Genomic DNA, 21,739 nt, shown 5'->3' on the forward strand with positions numbered 1-21,739 from the left:
CCGATTATACCGATCCCGGGGATGCCTCACCGCCCAGCCCCACAAGCCGGTAGCCCACCTGCAGCTCGGTCACCAAGTGGCGCGGCTGGGCCGGCTCGTCCTCGATCTTCTGGCGCAGATTGGCCATGTGCACGCGCAGGTAGTGGGCGCGGCTCAGGTACTCGGGGCCCCAGACCTGCAGCAGCAGCTGGCGATGGGTCATCACACGGCCCTGGGCGGCGATCAGCGCCGCCAGCAGGCGGAATTCGATGGGCGTGAGGTGCACCGGCTGCCCCGCGCGCCGCACCTCATGCGTGGCCAGGTCCACCTGCACCGGGCCGAAGTGCACCTTGCTGGACGCGGCGGTGCCGCCCGCCCCACCGGCGGCGCCCAGTTGCTGGCGGCGGCGCAGCATCACGCGCAGCCGGGCCAGCAGCTCGGGCACGCCGAAGGGCTTGACCAGGTAGTCGTCGGCGCCGGCATCCAATGCGGCCACCTTCTCGTCCTCACGCTCGCGCGCGGAGAGTACGAGCACGGGCACGGAGGACCATCCGCGCAGCTCGGTCAGGACCTGCTTGCCATCGGCGTCCGGCAGGCCCAGGTCGAGGATGACCAGGTCGGGCTGGCGGCTGGCGGCCTCGATCAGGCCGCGGCGCGCGCTGTCGGCCTCGAAGACCTGCCAGCCTTCGTCTTCCAGCACCAGGCGCACGAAGCGGCGGATGCCGGGGTCGTCCTCGATCATCAGGATGCGGTTGGCGGGCGTGCTCATGGGGGGCTTTCGTGCATGGCGGGACTCTAATCCAGCGCAGGCTGCTCGGGCACGGGAAAGCGCAGCGTGAAGATGGTGCCCGGGCCGGGCCGTGCGGCGGCAGCCTCGATGCGCCCGCCATGCGCCTCGACAATGCTGCGCACCAGCGCCAGGCCCAGGCCGATGCCCGAGACGGTGGACTCGGCCGTGCCGCGCGTGAAGGGCTCGAACAGCGTCTCCACCGGCAGATGCGATGGCAGGCCCGGCCCGCCATCGCGCACGGACAGCAGCAGTTCGCCATCCTGCACACGCGCACTGATGGCCAGCGGCGTGCCGGCCGGCGTGTACTTGGCGGCGTTGTCCAGCAGGTTGACCAGCACGCGCTCCATGAGCAGGGCATCGAGCTGCAGCAGCGGCAGGCTGGCGGGCACGTCGGTGTTCACGGGATGCTGGCCCAGGCGCGCGCGCATCTGGCGCAGCGCGCTGCCCACCACTTCGTCCAGCGGCAGCCATTCGCGCTGCAGGTGCACGCCGCCTTGCTGCAGGCGCGCCATGTCCAGCAGGTTCTCCACCAGGCGCTGCATGGCCTGGGCCTGGATGCGGACCTGCTCCAGCATGTCGGCCGCGCCGCCCGGCGGCACATGGCGCTGCGCGGCCTCGGCCGCGCCCAGGATGGTGGTCAGCGGCGTGCGCAGGTCGTGCGAGACGGCCGACAGCAGGGTGTTGCGCATGCGCTCGCCCTCCATGGCGATCTGGGTCTGCTGGGCCACGGCCACGAAGTGCTGGCGCTCCAGCGCCAGCGCCACCTGGCTGGCACAGGCCTCCAGCAGGCGCTGCTCCTCGGGCACCTCCAGGCGCTGCGGCGCACGCAGCTGTAGCACCAGCACGCCGCGCATGCGCACGGGTGCGGCCAGCGGCACATAGCGGGCCGGTGCGGCCGGCAGCGTGTCCGTGCCCTGGCCGGCCTGCTGGCCATGGTCCATGGCCCAGCGCGCAATGCTGTCGTCCATGGGGCAGGAGCCGCCGCCGGCGGGGCGCAGGCGCTCGTCGGCATCGGGCAGCAGCAGCCCGGCCTGGGCGTCGAACACGCCCGAGACCGTGCTCAGCGCGATCTCCACCACCTGCTCCTGCGTGAGCGCGCCCGAAAGGTCGCGCGCCAGCCGCGCCAGGGCGCCCGCGCGCCGCTCGCGCTCGGCCGCCACGCGCGCCTCGTGGCGCAGCCGCGCCATGAGCTGGCCGCAGACCAGGGCCACGCCCAGCATCAGCACGAAGGTGAACAGGTACTGCGTGTCGTTGACATGGAAGGATCCGCGCGGGGGCACGAAGAAAAAGTCGAAGCACAGTACCGACAGCAGCGCCGCCCAGGCGCCTGGGCCACGCCCCCAGCGCAACGAAGACAGCACGACGATGAGCAGAAACAGCATCACCACGTTGGCCGGGTCGAAGATGCGCAGCAGCTGCTCGGCCAGCACCGTGGCGGTCAAGCAGGCCAGGGTCACGCCGGCATAGCCCTTCCAGGGCAGCGGCCTGCGCCGCAGCGGTGCGGCAGGCGCGGCCTCGGTCCGGGCCGCGCTGGAGCCCCCGGAGAGCACCAGCACGTCGATGTCGGGATGCAGCTGGACGATGCGGTCAGGCAGGCTGCGGCCCCACCAGCGCCAGGGCGACCATGCCGGGCGCGGCGGCTGGGCCAGTACCAGGCGGCTGGCGTTGCGCTCGCGCGCGAAGGCAACCAGGGCCTCGGCCACATCGGCGCCCGGCAGCGTGGCCGTCTCGGCCCCCAGGCGCGCGGCCAGGGCCAGGGTCTTGAGCACGGCGGCCTGCACGCTGCGTGGGCGGTGCTGGCGCTGGGGCGCGTCCACGTAGACCACCATCCAGTCCGCATCGAGCCGTCGCGCCATGCGCGCGACCTGGCGCACCAGCGCGTCGTCGCCCGCGTGTCCTGCCACGGCCACCAGCAGGCGCTCACGCGCAGGCCAGACCGTGCCTATGGAGCGCTCGCGCCGGTAGTCGCGCATGTCCTCGTCCACGCGGTCGGCCGTGCGGCGCAGCGCCAGCTCGCGCAGCGCCAGCAGGTTGCCGCGGCGAAAGAAGTTGCGCGAGGCCCGCTCGGCCTGCTCCAGCATGTAGACCTTGCCATCCTTCAAGCGGCGCAGCAGCTCGTCGGGCGAGATGTCGACGACGATGACCTCGTCGGCATCGTCGAAGATCTGGTCGGGCACGGTCTCGCGCACCGTGATGCCCACGATGCCGCCCACCACGTCGTTCAGGCTTTCCAGGTGCTGCACGTTGATCGTGGTCCAGACATCGATGCCTGCGTCCAGCAACTCCTGCACGTCCTGCCAGCGCTTGGGATGGCGCGAACCCGGCGCATTGCTGTGCGCCAGTTCATCGAGCAGCAGCACGCGCGGCCGCCGCGCGAGCGCCGCATCCAGGTCGAACTCGCGCAGCGTCCGCCCCTGGTGCGGCAGCTCGCGCAGCGGCAGCTGCTCCAGGCCATGCAGTTGCTGCGCCGTTTCCTTGCGGCCATGGGTTTCCACGAGTCCCACCAGAACCTCGCGCCCCCCCTGGCGTTCGCGCTGGGCGGCGGCCAGCATGGCGTAGGTCTTGCCCACGCCTGCATTCGATCCGAAGTAGATGCGCAGCTTGCCCCGTCCCTCCTGCGCCCGCTCATGGCGCAGGCGCGCGACCAGGGCGTCGGGATCGGGGCGCGGCAGACCGGGCGGCGCCGGCTCGGCAGAGGACGAAATGGGCATGGTTCTCAGCCTAGCACCAGAGCGTGCTCCCACACTAGAACGCCGCCGACAGCGACAGCACCCAGCCGCTGCGCCCCAGGCTTTGCATCTGGCCCGCCGCGTTGGCCGCGCGGTAGTAGCGCGTGTCGGCCGAGGTACCGGCCCAGGCCAGCGTGGCCGTCCACGGTCCCCAGCTGCGGGCCAGCGAGACGCGCCAGTCGGCATATGACAGTTCGCTGTAGTTGCGCACCTGCGTGTGGCCGGCATGCAGGCCCAGCACGGCCCAGTCGCCCAGCGGATGCTGGTAGTTCAGGTCCAGATAGCTGCTGCCGCGTGAGCTGCCGCTGCCGGGAAGTGCCTCGGCAAAGGCCGTGGCCGCCGTGCTGTCGCGCAGCCCGAAGTAAGGCGTCAGCGCCAGCGACCATTTGGCGCTGAAGCCGCCGTTGGTGACGCCCAGATAGGCCTCGGTGGTGTCGTAGCGCACGCCGCCGCTGCCATCCCCGCGGGGCACGCGCGCGCCGGGGTAGTTGTAGTGCAGCAGGCCGATGTCGCCCGTCCAGCCCGCCGGCAATTCGGTGCGCCAGCCGCCGTACAGGTCCAACTCCAGCGCGCGGCCGTCCAGATAGCTGTGGCGCGACACGCTGGAGCCGGACACGCCCAGGTAGGCGCCGCGCGGCAGCGACAGCTCCAGCCCGCCCTGCAGCGCCGGCCCCATCCAGCTTTGCGAGATGCCCCGGAAACGGTAGTCGCTGAGCAGCGTCACGCTGCCGGCGAGCGCGTAGGCGGATGTGGACGGTTCCGCAGGCGCGGCGCTGGCGGAGCTGACGGGAGATGTCTCGGCATGAGACTGCGCATGGCAGGACGTCCCAGTCAGCGACAGCAGCGCGACCCAGGAGAAGCACCGCCACGTCGCTTGAGAAGAAAAAAAACTCATATGGATGTTTCAGAGATATCAAATGGAAATCAGCAGCCCATGAAACCGGCGCGCCCCAAAGCGAGGGACACCGAGGAAGGGCCGCCCCGCCCCGAGGGTGTCGTCCCCCTCCCTTGCGAAGCAAGTAGAGAGGGGGAAGGCGCGAAGCGACTCAGGGGGTGCCCCAGCCCAGAACCACCAGCAGCATGTCGATCAGCTTGATGCCGATGAAGGGAACGACCAGGCCACCCAGGCCGTAGATCAGCAGGTTGCGCCGCAACAGGGCCGAGGCGCCGATGGCACGGTAGGGAACGCCACGCAAGGCCAGCGGAATCAGCACGATGATGATCAGCGCGTTGAAGATCACGGCGCTCAGGATGGCCGAGCCCGGGCTGGCCAGCCCCATGACGTTGAGCGCCGACAGCTGCGGATAGGTGCCCACGAAGGCGGCCGGGATGATGGCGAAGTACTTGGCCACGTCGTTGGCCACGCTGAAGGTGGTCAGCGCGCCGCGCGTCATCAGCATCTGCTTGCCGGTCTCCACGACCTCGATGAGCTTGGTCGGGTTGCTGTCCAGGTCCACCATGTTGCCGGCTTCCTTGGCCGCCTGGGTGCCGCTGTTCATGGCCACGGCCACGTCGGCCTGGGCCAGGGCAGGTGCGTCGTTGGTGCCGTCGCCGGTCATGGCCACAAGCCGGCCGGCGGCCTGGTGTTCGCGGATCAGGCGCAGCTTGTCCTCGGGCGTGGCTTCGGCCAGGTAGTCGTCCACGCCGGCCTCGGCCGCAATGGCCGCCGCCGTGAGCGGGTTGTCGCCCGTGATCATCACGGTCTTGATGCCCATGCGGCGCAGCTCGGCAAAGCGTTCGCGTATGCCGTGCTTGACCACGTCCTTGAGCTCGATCACGCCCAGCACGCGGGCACCGTCGGCCACGACCAGCGGCGTGCTGCCGCGCCGTGACACATCCTCCACCACCTTGAGCATGGCGGGCGGGAACTGGCCGCCCAGGGATTCAACGTGGCGGCGCACGGCGTCGGCCGCGCCCTTGCGCAGGCTGCGCGTGGCGCCGTCCGGCTGGGGCATGTCCACGCCGCTCATGCGCGTCTGGGCCGTGAAGGGCACGAAGACCGCATGCAGCGTGGCCAGGTCGCGCTCGCGCAGGCCATGCATCTCCTTGGCCAGCACGACCACGCTGCGGCCTTCAGGCGTCTCGTCGGCCAGCGAGGCCAGCTGCGCCGCATCCACCAGCTGCGCGGCCGTCACGCCGGGCGCGGGCAGGAACTCGCTGGCCTGGCGGTTGCCCAGAGTGATGGTGCCGGTCTTGTCCAGCAGCAGCACGTCCACGTCGCCGGCCGCCTCCACGGCGCGGCCCGAGGTGGCGATCACGTTGGCCTGCATCATGCGGCTCATGCCCGCCACGCCAATGGCCGACAGCAGGCCCCCGATGGTGGTCGGGATCAGACACACCAGCAGCGCCACCAGCACCGTCAGTCCCACGACCTGGCCGCTGCCCGTCAGCTCCACCGCAAAGGACGAATAGGGCCGCAGCGTAACGATGACCAGCAGGAACAGCAGCGTCAGCCCGACCAGCAAAATGGTCAGCGCCAGCTCGTTGGGCGTCTTGTGGCGGCGGGCCGACTCCACCATGGAGATCATGCGGTCCAGGAAGGACTCGCCGGGATTGACGGTGATCTGCACCACCAGCCAGTCCGACAGCACGCGCGTGCCGCCGGTGACCGAAGAGAAGTCGCCGCCGGCCTCGCGGATCACGGGGGCCGATTCGCCGGTGATGGCGCTCTCGTCCACCGAGGCCACGCCCTCGATCACGGTGCCGTCCAGCGGCACGGTGTCGCCGGCCTCCACCAGCACCCACATGCCCGAACGCAGTTCTTCGGCACCCACGGGATGCCAGCGGCTCTGGTAGTTGGCCTGCTCCAGCTTCTTGGCGACGGTGCTGCGCTTCATGCTGCGCAGGCTGGCGGCCTGGGCGCGGCTGCGCCCCTCGGCCAGCGCCTCCGCAAAGTTGGCGAACAGCACGGTGAACCACAGCCACAGCGCAATCGCCAGGATGAAGCCCGCAGGAGCTTCGCCTTCGCCCGCCAGGGCCTGGGCCCAGAGCAGGCTGGTGAAGATGGCGCCCAGGTAGACCACGAACATCACCGGGTTGCGCCATTGCGCGCTGGGTGCCAGCTTGCGGACGGAGTCACCCAGCGCCTGGCGCACCAGCGAAGGATCGAACAGGGACAAAGCAGTTTTGCGCGACATGGCTTACTCCTTGGCGGCATGGACTGCCGCAGGCTGCAGCGTCGCGGCCGAAAGATCGTCCAGCGCCAGATTCAGCTGCAGCACGTTCACACGCGGCTCGCCCAGCAGGCCCAGCACGCGCGGCTCCACCTGCTGGCGCAACAGTTCCTGGACCTTGGCCACGGGCAGTTGGCGCTCGCGGGCCACGCGCGGCAGTTGCAGCTCGGCATTGGCCACCGAGATGTGCGGATCCAGACCGGAGGCCGAGGCCGTCACGGCATCCACAGGCACAGCGGCATCTGCCGCCAGACCATTGAGTTCGCGGTAGGCCGCCACGCGCGCCGCCACGGACTCCTTGAGCGCCGCATGGGTCGGCCCCTGGTTGGTGGCAGCCGACAGCGCAGCGTTGTAGGGCGCGGCCACCGTGGCATCGGCCTTGTCGGGGTCGGGCGCCGTGGTGGCGCTGGGCCGGCCCTGGAAATAACGGGGCGAGGCGAACTCCTGCCCGATCAGGGCCGAGCCCACGACCGAGCCCTGGCGCATGACCAGGCTGCCATTGGCGGTCTTGGGAAACGCAGCCTGGGCCACGAGCGTGGTGACCAGCGGATAGGCCAGGCCCGTGACCACGGCGACGAACAGTGCCGACCGCAGGCTGGGGCCGAACAGCGAGCGCAGCCCGCCAGGAACGGCCTGCGCTTGGGCCTGCGCATCAGCGCGCAGCACCGGCAAGGGGCCGGAAGTATGTGTTTGAACTTGCATCTCGAAACCTCCGCCGCACGGCCCTGCCAAGGCAGAACCGGCGGCCAAGAAAAAAACGGGCTCAGCTGGCTCAGGGATTCAGGGGTAGACCTGTCCTGACAGCATCTGCAGCTGCTCGACCACGGGCCCCAGGGCCAGCGAAGGCAGGAAGGTCAGCCCGCCAACCACGACCACCACGAAGACCAGCAGCCCCATGAACAGCGGCGTGGCCGTCGGGAAGGTGCCCGGCCCCGCAGGCACGGTGGGCTTGGCCGCCAGGCTGCCGGCCAGGGCCAGCATGGGCAGCAGCGTCAGATACCGGCCCGCCAGCATGGCCAGGCCGATGGTGGTGTTGAAGAACGGCGTGTTCGCATTCAGGCCCGCAAAGGCCGAACCGTTGTTGGCCGTGCCCGAGGCATAGGCATAGAGCACCTCCGAGAAGCCGTGCGGCCCCCGATTGGCCAGGCTGGCCAGCGTGTCGGGCCAGACCGCCGCCAGCGCCGTGAAGCCCAGGACGGAGATGGGATGCGCCATCACGGCCAGCATCACCAGCTTGATCTCGCGCGCCTCGATCTTCTTGCCCAGGAACTCGGGCGTGCGGCCGATCATCATGCCGGCCAGGAAGACCGTGAGGATGGCGTACTGCAGCAGGTTGATCAGGCCCACGCCGTCGCCGCCGAACACACAGTTGAGCATCATCTGCGCCAGCGGCACCAGCCCGCCCAGGGGCGTCAGCGAGTCATGCATGGCATTGACCGAGCCTGTGGTCGCGGCCGTGGTCGTAGCCACGAACAGCGCCGTATCGGCGATGCCGAAGCGCAGCTCCTTGCCCTCCATGTTGCCGCCCGGCTGGGTGGCGCTGATCTGCTGGTCGGCACCTGCGGCCGTGAGCAGCGGATTGCCTGCCTGCTCGGCCGTGAACACCAGCGCCAGAAAGCCCACGAACATAACCAGGCAGGCGCCGAACAGCACCCAGCCCTGGCGGCGGCGCAGCAGCATGGAGCCGAAGGCATAGGTCATGGCCGAGGGAATCAGCAGCATGCTCAGGATGTGGATGGCATTGGTCAGCGGCGTGGGGTTCTCGAACGGATGGGCCGCATTCATGCCGAAGAAGCCGCCACCGTTGGTGCCGATGTGCTTGATGCTCTCCAGGCTGGCCACGGGGCCCAGCAGGATCTGCTGGCGCGCGCCCTCCAGCGTCGTCGCCCAGACCTGGCCATCCAGCGTCTGCGGCACGCCCTGCCACACATAGACCAGGGCCACCACAAAGCTCAGCGGCAGCATCACGCGCCACAGCACGCGCACATAGTCCACCCAGTAGTTGCCCAGGTCCGATGCACTGGAGCGCGCCAGGCCGCGGATGAAGCCGGCAGCCGCGACCACGCCCGTGATAGCACCCGCAAACATCATGAAGGTGATGGCCACCATCTGCGTGGCGTTGGACAGGCTGCTCTCGCCCGAATACGCCTGCCAGTTGGTATTGGTCACAAAGGACACGGCCGTGTTGAAGGCCAGATCCGGCGTCTGCGCCGCATTGCCCAGCGCATTCAGCGGCAGCCAGCCCTGCGCGCGCAGCAGCGCATAGCCCAGCAGCAGCATGGCGCCGTTGGACAGCAGCAGCGCCAGCCCGTAGCGCTGCCAGCCCATGCGCTCGGCCGGGTTCACGCCCAGGGCGCGAAAGCTCAGCCGCTCGATCCAGGCATGGTGCTCACTCGTGAAGCAGCGTGCCAGCCACTGCCCCATGGGCACGGCCAGCGCCGTCATCAGCAGCAGCACCAGTGCATATTCCATCCAGGTCAACCACATGGCGGTCTCCTTTCAGGCAGTCAAATCCGGCCCAGTGCCGCCACGAAGGCCAGCAGGCCCCCGAAGCAGCCCAGGCTCAGGGCGATAAAGATCAGGTCTTGCATCTGCGCCACCTCAGAACTGCTCGGGCCGCAGCAAGGCGTATCCCAGGTAGACAAACAGAGCCAGAGCGCCCAAGGCGCCCAGCCATCCAGTGATTTCGGTCAGGGTCATAGGAATTTCTCCCGCATCGGCACCGCTTGGCGGCACCTGTTGTTGCGATGGGGAAAACTCTAGGGCCGGGGCTGTCAAGGATGGGTTGAGATTGGCAGGAGCCGTATCAAGACGGCATCAAGAAGGTGAGCGGCTCCCCGCTGACCGCACTGCCACTACCCAAGGACCTGAACGCATCGTCGACGGCCCATGAACAGCAGATACCTCTCCGCCACCGGCCCACCGACTTCCGCGGCCGTTCCCGCGCAGGCCCGTCTTGAAGGCTCCAACGAGCGCCGCGCCTTCCTGGCCAGCGCCGGCCTGCTCGTGCTGGTCTATCTGGGATGGCTGCTGGTCTTCTGGCCCGGCGTACTGGGCGAGGACAGTTCGGCCATCCTCCAGGAAGTGGACAGGCCCGAGCACTTTCGCTCGGGCAAGAGCGTGTTCTGGTACTACTTCGTGCGCTGGACATATGGCGTCACCCACAGGGTAGAGGTGCCCGTTGCCATCCTGCTGTTGCTGTGCGCCCTCTTCTTTGCGCGCATGTTGGCCTGGTACTGGGCGCGCGGGCACCGCCTGCTGTACGCCGTGCTGCTGGTCTTCGTCTGCGCGGCGCCTCACATGGTCTATTTCATGGCCACGCTGTATCCAGACGCCGTCTTCGCCGTGGCCTCCTGCGCCTTGCTGTTCGAGCTTTGGTGGATTTGCAGCCAGAAGCGACACAGCCGTGCCAGCCTGGCCCTCATCGCGCTGGCACTGCCGTTTGCGGTTTTTGTGCGCGCCAACGGCATCCTCTTTCTGGCACCGGCCGTGGTTGCGATCTTTCTGGTCCACCGCAAAAGCCGCTTGCCGCTGTGCGCCATCATCGGCCTGTGGTGTGCCCTGGCCTATGCGGGCACGCAGATGCACAAGCCCGCTGCGCAAAGCGCCACGGATTCACTTGTGCTCTTCGAAACGGTCAAGCTGCTGCAGCCCAGGGCCATGAACGACCTCTGGCAAAAGCAACCCCTCATGAACGACCCCTGGGTACTGCAGTCGCCCAAGCTGTCGGCACGCACTTTGGAAATCCTGGAAGGCCATGCTCCGCGCCAGCTCATGCTCGCCTACTCGGACCCGGCCTACTGGGATATGTTGGTGTTCCATCCGCAGGGCCCTCAGCTCTTCAGCCTGACCGAAGAACAGCGCAAGGAGCTGGCGCATGAATTCCTGCGCTACAACCTTTGGCACAACCTGCCCGATGTGACGGCCAGCCGCGTCAATGTGCTTCTGTCGGCCGCGCTGGCCCAGGGCGGGTTTCCGGCGCTCGACTATGCCCGCTATGTGATCAAGCGCACCCAGGCGCAATCGCAAATGCGGATTTTCATGCTGGATTCCGCAGAAACCGCGCTGCGTGGCCTGCTTCGCCAAAGTCATGCCTGGCGCTGGCTGCTGTGGACGCCCTGGCTGGGCTTTGCGCTGCTGGCCATGGTCCTGTGGCATGGCGTGCGCCAAAAGAACGTGCCAGCCCTGCTGATCAGCGTGCCAGCAGCCATTCACCTGATCGCCATTGCGGTCTTCGCTACTGCAGGCGAATATCGATACTTGCTGCCATTCTTCGCTCTCACGCCAGCTCTTTTGGCTGTACTCATATCTCGTCCCAGCATCTCCGGAGCAAATGCTGTAACAACCGTTTCGCCGAAGGCATTGGCGGATTCCTCCGACAACCCGCTTGCGACACACGCTCTGTAAAATGCGCCGGTTCGCCGCGGCCGCCAGCCGGTACGCGCGCCCTGCTATTTACCCATCTCCTGGACTCCCCCTTGACTTACGCCCTGGAAACCCGGCGCCGCCGGACTTTTGCCATCATTTCCCACCCCGACGCGGGCAAGACCACGCTGACCGAAAAGCTGCTGCTGTTCTCGGGCGCGATCCAGATCGCGGGCGCCGTCAAGGGCCGCAAGGCCAGCCGCCATGCCACATCCGACTGGATGGAAATCGAAAAGCAGCGCGGCATCTCGGTGGCCAGCTCGGTCATGCAGATGAGCTACCGCGATCACGTGGTCAACCTGCTCGACACGCCCGGCCACAAGGACTTCTCGGAAGACACCTACCGCGTGCTCACGGCCGTGGACTCGGCGTTGATGGTCATCGACGCCGCCAACGGCGTGGAATCGCAGACCCGCCGCCTGATCGAGGTCTGCCGCCAGCGCGACACGCCCATCATCACCTTCGTCAACAAGATGGACCGCGAAGTGCGCGATCCGCTGGACATCCTCGACGAAGTCGAGCGCGAGCTGGGCATGCCCTGCTGCCCCGTCACCTGGCCTGTGGGCCAGGGCCGGCAGTTCGGCGGCATCATCAACCTGCTCACCCAGACCATGACGGTGTTCCAGCCCGGCAGCGAACGCCGCCCACAGGACTTCGAAGCCATCCCCCTGGCCGAGGCCGACAAGCTGCGCGCGCGCTTCGGCCAGTCCTTCGACGATGCGCTGGAAAGCATGGAACTGGCCCAGGGCGCCTCGGCCCCCTGGGACCACGAGGCCTTCCTGGCAGGCAAGCTCACGCCGGTCTTCTTCGGCTCCGGCGTGAACAACTTCGGTGTCATGGAAGTGCTGGATGCCGTGGTCGACATGTCGCCCCCGCCCGGCCCCCGCAAAAGCTCGCTGCTGGTCAACAAGCAGCCTGTGGAAAAGATCATCCACCCCGAGGACGAAGGCTTCTCCGGCGTGGTCTTCAAGGTCCAGGCCAACATGGATGCCAACCACCGCGACCGCATCGCCTTCGTGCGCGTGGCCTCGGGCAAGTACACACCCGGCATGAAGATGAAGGTCCAGCGCACAGCCAAGGAGCTGCGCCCCACCTCCGTCGTGACCTTCATGAGCCAGCGCCGCGAAGCCGTGGAAGAGGCCTATGCGGGCGACATCATCGGTTTCACCACGCACGGCGGCGTGCAGCTGGGCGACACCATCACTGACGGCACCAACCTGCAATTCACGGGCCTGCCCTTCTTCGCCCCGGAAATGTTCATGACCGTGGTGCTCAAGAACCCGCTGCGCACCAAGCAGCTGCAGCAGGGCCTGATGCAGCTGGGCGAGGAAGGCGCCATCCAGGTCTTCAAGCCCGAGGCCGGCGGCAACATGCTGCTGGGCGCCGTGGGCCAGTTGCAGTTCGAAGTCGTCCAGCACCGCCTGAACGCCGAATACGACTGCGACATCCGCCTGGAAGGCTGCCAGTACACCGGCGCCCGCTGGATCACGGCCGACACCCCGGCCGAACTGCGCGAATTCGAGAACGCCTACCCGCTGCGCATGGCGCGCGATGCGGCCGACACGCTGGCCTATCTGTGCACCTCACCCTATGACGTGCGATTGGCGCAGGAGCGGTTTCCGAAGATTCACTTTCATCCGCTGCGGGAGCATGCGGGGTTGGCGTTGCAGAGCAACTAAGCACAACAAGACGAAACCGAATTTTCAACACCATTATTCCAGATGCATAAAAACCAACTCGACAAAATAAGAATTCTTGCCGCATTGGTTGTTATCTTTTCGCATCATTATCCGCTTACCGGAATTCATGCGCCCGCTTGGCTAGAGAATCGTTGGCTCCACTGGAGCGTGACCGGTGGCGTTGGAGTCATGGTATTTTTCTGCATTAGCGGGTATTTGGTAACTTTGAGTTGGTACAGGGAACCAAAGTTCATACCATTTCTCTGGAAGCGTTTATTGCGCCTTTGGCCAGGAATGTTGGGGTCCGTTCTTTGCTGCACTTTATTTTTTGGGATTATATTCAACAACCTGCCTTTAGGACAATATCTTCAGAATGCTACTACATGGAGATTTTTCTTGACCAATTTGACGTTGGTCCGTGAGTTTCCATTTATTCCGGGGTCCTTCGCAAGCAACCCAAATCCATTTGTAATGAATGGCGTTTATTGGACCATTGCAATGGAGTTTGCCTGCTATCTTGTGCTAGCAGCATTGGGGCTTATAGGAATACTACGCAGATCTTCGCTCATAAAATCCCTACTACTTTCTTACATTGTAGGATTTCTCTGCTTTGCCAATGCCGACTTCACAGGGCACATCCAACATTGGATCGAATACCCGGCTTTTTTTGCAGCAGGGTCTCTTATCGCAATGCATCGAAATTGGTTTCAGAAACATAGCAAAACTCTGCTCATTACCATTACCCCTGTACTTATCGCTATATATTTTCTAACTCCATATACAGCCACAGCGAGATTTCTTCTACTCCCCATCCTCGTAATCCATCTTGGAAACCTACCTGCAAAAGATGGTTGGTTTACTCGGCTAGGCGACCCTTCTTATGGAATCTATCTCTACGGCTACCCAATAGCTCAGTCAGTTATTGCGCTGTGGCCCGAGATGAATTTTTGGGCAAGTCTTTTTCTAACCTTTGTACTTTCCATTTTTGCTGGATATGCATCCTGGCTCTTACTGGAGTCACGAGCATTGCGCTGGAAAAACATGGACAAAAATGCGCTAAAGCAAGCATGCAGAAAAATAGCACATCTGCTATATGCACGGATTTTCCCGATATTGGCATGTTTTATCGGCTTGCTTTTCATTACGCACCGCTTACCATAGCTTATGCATGGTTAATGTTGAGTTGACTGGTCTGTTACAGGAAATCACCCAAACTTCCGAACATCGCAAAATCTCGGTACTGGACTATGACTATCTTGATATTTTCCATTTTTCTCAGAATGGCTTCTCATTTATCTCCTTTCCAGTACGACAGCCAACTCAGCTCGGCACTACTTGACCCTCTGTTGATTTAATTGACAGCCCTAAGCCTTTCCTTGCTCACCAAATCCATTAATACACAATTCGAATTCTCCCGAAGTGGTTGGATAACAGGAGCCACAAGGCACGATGGAGCATTCGTATAGCCATCAATCATGATACCGACCCTTATCTTGCCGATAAATTTTATTAGTTATAAATTTATCTGGGAACGTGAAAATTTTCGCAATTAAACCAACGTATTAAAAAAACAAAGGACCACCTGGAGACCAAAGACAGCAGCAGTGTAAAGAAACAAGAAATAGAACCGCGTAGCACTCGCAAATGTATCTTTACGCAATTACCAGCAACACTGCTTGCAAGCTTGAATACTAGCGATATCATCACACAGCACCCCAACATATTGAATGAGCTGTGGGAGATAAAATTATTTTAAGTAGCCAGGACCATAACTGCGAGAAATTCGAGACGACCTGTCAGACAAAGATAGATGGACATAAAAATTCTCTAGTTACCCATGCAAACCAAGAGCTTCGCCCGCTTGAGCCATGATACTTTCGCCTAGTACTCAATTGCCCTATTGGCACAAATTTGTACTGGATAAATACCCGACCCCTGGAGATCAATCACGCATGGAGTACGGGCGAAAATTCCGCACTATAAATTCGCAATCGCATGAATCGAATACATAGACTATATATTTCAGCGCTATGGTTAGCTTTCTTGTTGACAGCCGCAACCAAACGACTGATACAACACTTCCCCCCTCCAGAGGCAGAAATAAATGGTGATGCATTCTGGGTCTATTTACCTAATGCGCGCAAGCTAGCGGAGCATCCATGGGAATTTTTGACCACGGATCCCGCTAGCTATTATGTCGCCCCATTAGGATATATATGGGCTGCAGTCTGGAATGCCGACCCAGCAAGCATTCAGTTCGCCAATTGCATACTATTTCTTCTTTGCGTGCTGTTAATGTGGCGTTGCGCAGTATTACTTGGAGGCATCTTGGCAGGTATAGCAGCGACATCCCTGCTTGTATTCTTCCCAGAAATTATTGCTTACATTCCCCAGGTATTGACCGAAACACTATATTTATTCGGCTTAATGCTATGCACTACGTCAATTATTGAATATACACTGAAGAACCAGCGACCTCGTACGACATTGATCTTTTTTTCAATGGGCCTCACTATTACCCTGCTATCGAGGCCTGTTCTGCAATTTTTTACATTAGGCGCCTTACTACTGGCGCTTGCATTCACGATATTTTGCACTCGACAGGTACCCCACCCAAGTACTGTCATCGCCAAATTCTCCCAGCGAATTAATGGAAGATTTTGTATAGCGCTGCTGATAGCTCTAATGCTGCCGGCCGCTGTTGCCGTAAAAAACGGCATGTATTTTGGTGTTTGGGGTCTTGGAACTGGTGCGGGTTCAGGGCTCTACTATGGCTTAAGCCCCTTCAAAATGGGTTTGGAACCTTTGTATTCAGGCTTCAGGTACGATGCAGGAATCACCCCTTCAACAGTCTCACCTCAGACTCAAGGCAACCCGCTCAATAAAACAGCAGATAAAATAAATGCGCGCGTTGCAATTGATATTCTCAAAAACACTTCACCACATGATAATGTAGTATTCTTTTTTGGAAAGCTAAAAGCCTGGTTATTTTACAGCACACCCGAATTACGTATTGCACCAAAACTCCGTACTCTCAGGACATTTGAATTAATGGCTATTCTCTTGGCCGCTTTAGCCTTGTCGGCAAGAGCACTGCGCAGCCCCGGGAGGTCTATGCCACAGCTACCCGGAACAACAGGAGCAGATGGAGAGAAGTTGGTTGTCTTGCTATTTTTGGCACTACTGGTACTTGGCATGGTTCTTCAACTGGCACCTGTACTCTACAACACGCGTTACAATTTATTCTTTCTGGAACCTTGGTTAATGCTGCTCTGTGGCGTCAGTATCGCCATACTGCTTCAAAAGCCAATCAAGCAGCATTACACAGAAAAAACAGGAACCGCCTTTCAATGGCTCAAATGGACATCCCAGAGAATTCTCATAGGTTTACTACTAGCGGCCGTCCCCCCCGCAATTACACGTTATGCAGCGCGTCATGAGACGTTAAGTATGGATCCATACCGTCCAGGCCCCGTTCAGATCGTACTGGACCGGGATACCATGGGCCCAATGCGAGCCATCAATGCCACGCCTTTACAGACCGAAAAATGGCGTCTGGAGAGCAGTCCTGCCACCCTTGTTATTCCCCTTCGCATTCCGGACGCTGCCTCTTTGGCTCCTCAAAATATGTTGGACGCCATCTGGCGGCTGCGTTTCGCAATCAGCTCACCAGAGATGTCACACGCTTGCCGTAGAGCAAAAATGCAACTCAGCAACGGGCATGAGCCCGTCGGCTGGTACACACCGGAGCCACTCCTACCCCTTCATTTGGATGGCGCTCCTCATACCTATGCATTCCAAGGCAACGACATCTTGCGTCCAGCTGGTGATGGCGAGCTTTCTATCAGCTTTAACTGCCCTCCAGGCACTATCATAACTTGGTACGGGGCAGAGCTTCTTAGGTCAACGCTTCCCGAAGCTGCACGCGCGTTGATACAGCACGGCGTACCTATTGATCCCTACTTCCGTCGTGATCCTCGCTGAACCTTCCTTTTAAAACTCTGATATGACTCCGATCCTCACCAGCATTACTGTCCTGTGCGTCCTGGGCATCTCGCTTGGTCAGCTCCTTTTCAAAAAAGCCGCCCAATCCATTCCAGAGGCGGCTACTTGGCAACACTGGGTTTTGAACGGCTGGCTCATCACCGCTCTCGCTCTTTACGGATTTACTACTTTAGTATGGATATGGGTTCTGCGACATGCCCCTTTGCATCTTGCTTACCCTTTCATGGGCTTGGCTTTTTTGATTGTCCCTTGTTTGGGCTGGATTTTCTTAAATGAACCGATCCGAATTTCCACAATTATTGGGGGATCACTTATTCTTGCGGGAATCACGATATCAGCCCACGCTTAGTGACTCGACCAAAGGGCACGAGATCTATGCAACCGATCACTTCTATAGAAAAAATAGTTTAATTCTGCAAGCGGGCATTCAAACTCAAAAAACTCAAAACACATAGGAAATGCAATTCACAAAATACAAGACATTTTCAGTATCTTTTCCCCTGAACTTCATTTATGAAAGTTGGCTTCTGATTTTCTGATCAGGAATACTGGAAGAAAATATTCTTGCTATTTTGCAACATGTTATGCCAAAGTATATAGATCACCCCAGCAAGCCTGTATTTTGGTAAAATTTTTCTTGCAGTCAAGAACCATATATATCCCGCGAGAAAACCCCAGGATTCAACGTCTCCTCTTGGAGCCAAACCGCTCTATATGAACATCCGGAACCCCAGACAACTAAACTATCCTACTGCTTCGGCAAAAGCCAAAGCACACTTACCATAGACGATTTTCTGAAGAGCCCCCATGCGCATCGCTGTCGCCATCCCCTGCTACAAGGTCACTCAACACGTGCAGGGTGTCATCCAAGCCATTGGCCCAGAGGTCGAGGCCATCTATGCCGTGGACGATGCCTGCCCCGCTGACAGTGGACGCTTCATCGAAGAAACCAACACGGATCCGCGCGTGCGCGTGCTCTACCATCCCGAGAACCGGGGTGTGGGCGGAGCCATCGTCACGGCCTACAAGGCGGCGATTGCCGACGGCATGGACATCGTGGTGAAGATCGACGGCGACGGCCAGATGGATCCCACGCTGCTGCCCCTGTTCGTGCGCCCCCTGCTGCGCCGCCAGGCCGACTACACCAAGGGCAACCGCTTCTACCGGCCCGAGTCGGTACAGGACATGCCGCCATTGCGCCTGTTCGGCAATGCCGTGCTGTCCTTCATGACCAAGCTCAGTTGCGGCTACTGGAACGTGATGGACCCCACCAACGGCTACACCGCCGTGCGCACCTGCGTGCTGGCCGAGCTGCCGCTGGACAAGCTGGAGCGCCGGTATTTCTTCGAGACCGACATGCTGTTTCGCCTGAACACTGTCCGCGCCGTCGTCAAGGATGTACCCATGGATTCAGTCTATGCCGATGAGGAGTCCAACCTCAGGATCGGCAAGGTGCTGCCCGAATTCCTGCGCAAGCATGCTTCACGGCTGGGGCGGCGCTATGTCTACAACTATCTGGTGCGCGACTTCAATATCGGCACGGTATACAGCCTGAGCGGCGCCTTGCTGGTCTTGGTGGGCACTATCTTCGGCCTCTGGCATTGGATTGGAAACACCAGTCATCCAGCCACGAGCGGAACCGTCATGCTGGCAGCCTTGCCCATCATCATCGGCATCCAGTGCCTGATCGCCTTTTTGCACTACGACGTGAGCAGTGTTCCAACCGAGCCGATCAGCCTGTCACTTGAGGATTCAGATGCGTGAACTGTCCCCAGACAACCCCAAGGACGGCTCCGACAAGTTCTACAAGGCCATCGTCGAATTCGCCAGGCAGTAGGATGGAGCCCTTGCGCGCACGGTCCGTGCGCGCAAACGCTGCCCTTTTACAAGCCGCCCCGGGCGGCTTTTTGCATTTTGACGACCGTGCCTACAACCCTCCAGCCGCTGTCCCTCTGGACACCTCCCGCATCGCCGCTCGGCATCCTCACCGACATCGACGACACCCTGACCACCGAGGGCGTGGTGCCGGACCATGTCGTCGATGCCATCGCCCGGCTCAAGCAGTCCGGCCTGCGCGTGGTGCCGATCACGGGCAGGCCCGTGGGCTGGAGCGAGCCTTTTGCCCAGGCCTGGCCCGTGGATGCCATCGTGGCCGAGAACGGCGCCGTGGCACTGCGGCGCAATGCGCAGGGCGGGCTGGACAAGCTCTACCAGCAGGACGAGGCCACGCGCACCGCCAACTACGCGCGCATGCAGCAGGTGCTGGCCGAGATCGAGGCCACCGTGCCCGGGGCGCTGCGCGCCACCGACTCGGCGGGCCGCGAATGCGACATTGCCGTGGACCACAGCGAATTCACCCAGATGCCCCAGCAGGACATTGACCGCTGCGTGGCCATCCTGAAGGCGGCGGGCATGAACGCCACCGTCAGCTCCATCCACATCAACGGCTGGTTTGGCGCGCACAACAAGCTCGAAGGCGCGCGATGGATCCTGCGCACGCTGTTCGACATCGACCTCGACGCCACGCTGGACCGCTGGATCTACATCGGCGACTCCACCAACGACCAGCTCATGTTCGAGCACATGCCCCACAGCCTGGGCGTGGCCAACATCGCGCGCTTCGTGCCCCAGCTCAAGCACCTGCCTCGCCACGTCACCCAGGCCGAGCGTGGAGACGGCTTTGCCGAAATGGCGCAGTACCTGCTGACCCAGCGCCCCTGATCCACAGGACCGAGGGCCGGTGCAGCCCTTGCAGGCCTGCGCCTTCGCCTTCGACTACCCCATCGGCCCCTCCTGATCTGCGGGACCCGCGCTCCCCCCGCAGACACCATCACCCTCAGCACAGCCAACCGCCCGGCGCAGGCGGGCTGTGCACCCTCTTTTCCCCATTCGACAGAGCAAATCTAGGACTATTCCTAGATCAAGCATCAATTATCAGAATGCGCCCTATTTCATATAGCGGCGGTGCACACCTAGAATCCATCACATACCCAAAGAACAGGTTTTTGTTTCGCCTTTTTCTTTGACAGATTCCCTCCTGCACCCCATCCGCGCCATTGGGCACTGGTGTATTTGAACAATTCAACTTCAAACATGCCAGAGAAACAAACCTCGCCCATCCCTCGCCAACGCTCCCTCATCCGAACAATTTCTCCATGTCAGCGCCACCACCTATTCCAGCATGATCGCACCCCTTGCAAACCCTTGACCATGCTGACAGTTACCAACCATTGGATTGATGAGGTGAACATGGAACACTGATGATTTATTAACCACTCAACCATTCACACACTCTCTTATTCCACCAGCGCATTCATCGCTGCTGGAATTTCATTTATCTCTTCAACTCGAGGGAATACCCATGAAAAAGATCGCATTGCTGACATCGGTTGCCGGCCTGGTCATGATGGCCATGAACACCGCTCAAGCAGCAGACGGCACCATCAACTTCACGGGCGAGGTGGTCACCACCACCTGCAAGGTGGACACCACGGTCGCCGGCGCCGCCAAGGACGGCGTGAAGCTGCCCAACGTGGCGAACAACCAGCTGGCCACTGTGGGTGCCACGGTCGGCCGCCAGGCGTTCTCGCTGGAACTCAGCGGCTGTGAGCTGGCCACCGCCACCTCCACAGCACCCGTCTCCAAGGTCGCCGTGTTCTTCGAAGCCGGCCCCAACGTGGACCTGGTCACCGGCATGCTCAAGCCCGCAGCGGCCAGCGGTACTGGTGCGCCCACCGTGGCCTCCGGTGTCCAGATCGCCATCGTGGATCCCAGCAACAACGAGCGCCTGAAGATCGGTTCCGCCCAATCGCGCTTTGTGGACATCGACAACAAGGTCGGTGGCAATGGCCGGGCCATCATGCGTTTCGCCTCCGAATACGTGGCCACCGGCCCCGTGACCGCAGGCCGTACCGACACCTCGGTGACCTACTCGCTGGTCTATCAGTAATCACTGACTTTCAGGCATATCGGCCGCCTTGCGGTGGTCGGTATGCCGTGTCTTCTGCTTTCCCGACATGGGCCTGGCCCCATTCTTTCGCTCAAAACCCAGAGAGTTCTCCGATGCTGACGATCAAACGTTCATATGGGCTTGCTGCCATCCTGTTGTCCCTTCTTCTTGGAACGGCGGCACAGGCCAGCGTGACATTGACGGGCACGCGCATCATATTCCCCAGTGGCGAGAAGGAAGCCACCATCCAGCTCACCAACGAAGGCAGCAAACCTGCCCTGGTGCAGACCTGGCTGGACAAGGGCAACAACCAGGAATCGCCTGAGAACATCGACGTTCCCTTCGTCATCACGCCCACCATCATGCGCATCGAGGCGGGCAAGACCCAGACGTTGCGCATCATCTATTCGGGCGAAGCACTGCCTGCTGACAAGGAATCCCTGTTCTGGCTCAACGTGCTGGACGTCCCGCCCAAGGCGGAAATGGAAGGCGACTCCAACAATCTCCAGTTCGCCTTTCGCACTCGCGTCAAGCTCATGTACCGGCCCGGCAATCTGCCCGGCAATGCCCAGGAGGCTCCTGCCCTGCTTCAATGGTCGGCAGGCGTTGACGCCAAAAACCAGCCTGTGTTGAATGCACGCAATCCCAGCGCCTTTGTGGTCAATGTGGCTGGCGTTGAATTGCAGCTCAACGGCAAATCCTTCGAGGCAGGCGTTGGGCCCGTTCTTCCCGGCCAAGTGGCCGCCTTCCCAATCAAGGAACCTGCGGGTGCCAATATGGCTGGTGCGACCGGTGCCACGGTGATGTTCAGCAGCATCAATGATTGGGGCGCCAGTCTCAACCACGAAGCCAGAATTGGCAATTCCGCCCAATAAACAGGGCAATGCGAGCACAGCCACGCGAATCCCCCGTTCTCTCCGGTCTGATTATCTAATGCCACTGCATTTTCAGCCCGGCCAGCACACCGATACCCAGCGTTAATACCCAGCGAAACGGCATCGGTCTCTTTA

Annotated in this window: 16 protein-coding genes; 9 read left to right on the forward strand and 7 right to left on the reverse strand. The window is 61.6% G+C overall.

Annotated elements, in window-relative coordinates; all coding sequences use genetic code 11:
* Positions 1–4 precede the first annotated feature (4 nt).
* The 7 genes from BO996_RS28220 to kdpF form a co-directional block, all read right to left on the reverse strand.
* A complete protein-coding gene (locus BO996_RS28220) occupies positions 5–748 on the reverse strand; it encodes a response regulator (RefSeq protein WP_034397322.1) in 744 nt (247 codons plus the stop codon).
* A 26-nt stretch (positions 749–774) separates the two neighbouring features.
* Positions 775–3,480 (reverse strand): sensor histidine kinase, encoded by a 2,706-nt coding sequence (locus tag BO996_RS28225; protein ID WP_071956959.1) that lies wholly within the window; start codon positions 3,478–3,480, stop codon positions 775–777.
* A gap of 34 nt (positions 3,481–3,514) precedes the next feature.
* Positions 3,515–4,393, reverse strand: coding sequence for a TorF family putative porin (locus BO996_RS28230; RefSeq protein WP_071956960.1), 879 nt, complete (start codon positions 4,391–4,393; stop codon positions 3,515–3,517).
* A gap of 151 nt (positions 4,394–4,544) precedes the next feature.
* The gene (kdpB, locus tag BO996_RS28235) at positions 4,545–6,635 is read right to left on the reverse strand and encodes a potassium-transporting ATPase subunit KdpB (protein ID WP_071956961.1); all 2,091 of its coding nucleotides are present in this window, start codon (positions 6,633–6,635) and stop codon (positions 4,545–4,547) included.
* A 3-nt stretch (positions 6,636–6,638) separates the two neighbouring features.
* Entirely contained in the window at positions 6,639–7,373 is a 735-nt protein-coding gene (gene kdpC / locus BO996_RS28240) for a K(+)-transporting ATPase subunit C (RefSeq protein ID WP_043820205.1), read from the reverse strand.
* A 78-nt stretch (positions 7,374–7,451) separates the two neighbouring features.
* Positions 7,452–9,158, reverse strand: coding sequence for a potassium-transporting ATPase subunit KdpA (gene kdpA / locus BO996_RS28245; RefSeq protein WP_071956962.1), 1,707 nt, complete (start codon positions 9,156–9,158; stop codon positions 7,452–7,454).
* A 114-nt stretch (positions 9,159–9,272) separates the two neighbouring features.
* Positions 9,273–9,371 carry a K(+)-transporting ATPase subunit F gene (gene kdpF / locus BO996_RS28250; protein ID WP_034397326.1) on the reverse strand — a complete coding sequence of 33 codons (99 nt, stop codon included), beginning with the start codon at positions 9,369–9,371 and terminating at the stop codon, positions 9,273–9,275.
* Between the two features lie 189 nt (positions 9,372–9,560).
* Here kdpF and BO996_RS28255 point away from each other — a divergent pair, with 189 nt between their 5' ends.
* The 9 genes from BO996_RS28255 (at position 9,561) to BO996_RS28290 (ending at position 21,604) form a co-directional block, all read left to right on the forward strand.
* Positions 9,561–11,078, forward strand: a complete 1,518-nt coding sequence (locus BO996_RS28255) for a hypothetical protein (protein WP_071956963.1) — start codon at positions 9,561–9,563, stop codon at positions 11,076–11,078.
* A gap of 71 nt (positions 11,079–11,149) precedes the next feature.
* A complete protein-coding gene (locus BO996_RS28260) occupies positions 11,150–12,775 on the forward strand; it encodes a peptide chain release factor 3 (RefSeq protein ID WP_071956964.1) in 1,626 nt (541 codons plus the stop codon).
* A gap of 42 nt (positions 12,776–12,817) precedes the next feature.
* The gene (locus BO996_RS28265; RefSeq protein ID WP_071956965.1) at positions 12,818–13,936 is read left to right on the forward strand and encodes an acyltransferase family protein; all 1,119 of its coding nucleotides are present in this window, start codon (positions 12,818–12,820) and stop codon (positions 13,934–13,936) included.
* Positions 13,937–14,770: 834 nt separating this feature from the next.
* A complete protein-coding gene (locus tag BO996_RS29355; RefSeq protein WP_156898012.1) occupies positions 14,771–16,759 on the forward strand; it encodes a hypothetical protein in 1,989 nt (662 codons plus the stop codon).
* Between the two features lie 22 nt (positions 16,760–16,781).
* Complete coding sequence (locus BO996_RS28270; protein ID WP_071956966.1) at positions 16,782–17,129, forward strand: EamA family transporter; 348 nt, start codon at positions 16,782–16,784, stop codon at positions 17,127–17,129.
* A gap of 458 nt (positions 17,130–17,587) precedes the next feature.
* Positions 17,588–18,544 (forward strand): glycosyltransferase family 2 protein, encoded by a 957-nt coding sequence (locus BO996_RS28275; RefSeq protein ID WP_071956967.1) that lies wholly within the window; start codon positions 17,588–17,590, stop codon positions 18,542–18,544.
* A gap of 159 nt (positions 18,545–18,703) precedes the next feature.
* The gene (locus tag BO996_RS28280) at positions 18,704–19,501 is read left to right on the forward strand and encodes an HAD-IIB family hydrolase (protein WP_071957239.1); all 798 of its coding nucleotides are present in this window, start codon (positions 18,704–18,706) and stop codon (positions 19,499–19,501) included.
* Positions 19,502–20,141: 640 nt separating this feature from the next.
* A complete protein-coding gene (locus tag BO996_RS28285; RefSeq protein WP_013800427.1) occupies positions 20,142–20,729 on the forward strand; it encodes a fimbrial protein in 588 nt (195 codons plus the stop codon).
* Between the two features lie 113 nt (positions 20,730–20,842).
* Entirely contained in the window at positions 20,843–21,604 is a 762-nt protein-coding gene (locus BO996_RS28290; protein WP_071956968.1) for a fimbrial biogenesis chaperone, read from the forward strand.
* Positions 21,605–21,739: the final 135 nt, after the last annotated feature.

Source organism: Delftia sp. HK171 (assembly GCF_001886655.1).
Lineage (GTDB): Bacteria > Pseudomonadota > Gammaproteobacteria > Burkholderiales > Burkholderiaceae_C > Comamonas > Comamonas acidovorans.

Coding starts and splice junctions, on each gene's coding strand:
- BO996_RS28220 (WP_034397322.1), bottom strand. CDS start 748: ATGAGCACGCCCGCCAACCGCATCCTGATGATCGAGGACGACCCCGGC.
- BO996_RS28225 (WP_071956959.1), bottom strand. CDS start 3,480: ATGCCCATTTCGTCCTCTGCCGAGCCGGCGCCGCCCGGTCTGCCGCGC.
- BO996_RS28230 (WP_071956960.1), bottom strand. CDS start 4,393: ATGAGTTTTTTTTCTTCTCAAGCGACGTGGCGGTGCTTCTCCTGGGTC.
- kdpB (WP_071956961.1), bottom strand. CDS start 6,635: ATGTCGCGCAAAACTGCTTTGTCCCTGTTCGATCCTTCGCTGGTGCGC.
- kdpC (WP_043820205.1), bottom strand. CDS start 7,373: ATGCAAGTTCAAACACATACTTCCGGCCCCTTGCCGGTGCTGCGCGCT.
- kdpA (WP_071956962.1), bottom strand. CDS start 9,158: ATGTGGTTGACCTGGATGGAATATGCACTGGTGCTGCTGCTGATGACG.
- kdpF (WP_034397326.1), bottom strand. CDS start 9,371: ATGACCCTGACCGAAATCACTGGATGGCTGGGCGCCTTGGGCGCTCTG.
- BO996_RS28255 (WP_071956963.1), top strand. CDS start 9,561: ATGAACAGCAGATACCTCTCCGCCACCGGCCCACCGACTTCCGCGGCC.
- BO996_RS28265 (WP_071956965.1), top strand. CDS start 12,818: ATGCATAAAAACCAACTCGACAAAATAAGAATTCTTGCCGCATTGGTT.
- BO996_RS29355 (WP_156898012.1), top strand. CDS start 14,771: ATGAATCGAATACATAGACTATATATTTCAGCGCTATGGTTAGCTTTC.
- BO996_RS28270 (WP_071956966.1), top strand. CDS start 16,782: ATGACTCCGATCCTCACCAGCATTACTGTCCTGTGCGTCCTGGGCATC.
- BO996_RS28275 (WP_071956967.1), top strand. CDS start 17,588: ATGCGCATCGCTGTCGCCATCCCCTGCTACAAGGTCACTCAACACGTG.
- BO996_RS28285 (WP_013800427.1), top strand. CDS start 20,142: ATGAAAAAGATCGCATTGCTGACATCGGTTGCCGGCCTGGTCATGATG.
- BO996_RS28290 (WP_071956968.1), top strand. CDS start 20,843: ATGCTGACGATCAAACGTTCATATGGGCTTGCTGCCATCCTGTTGTCC.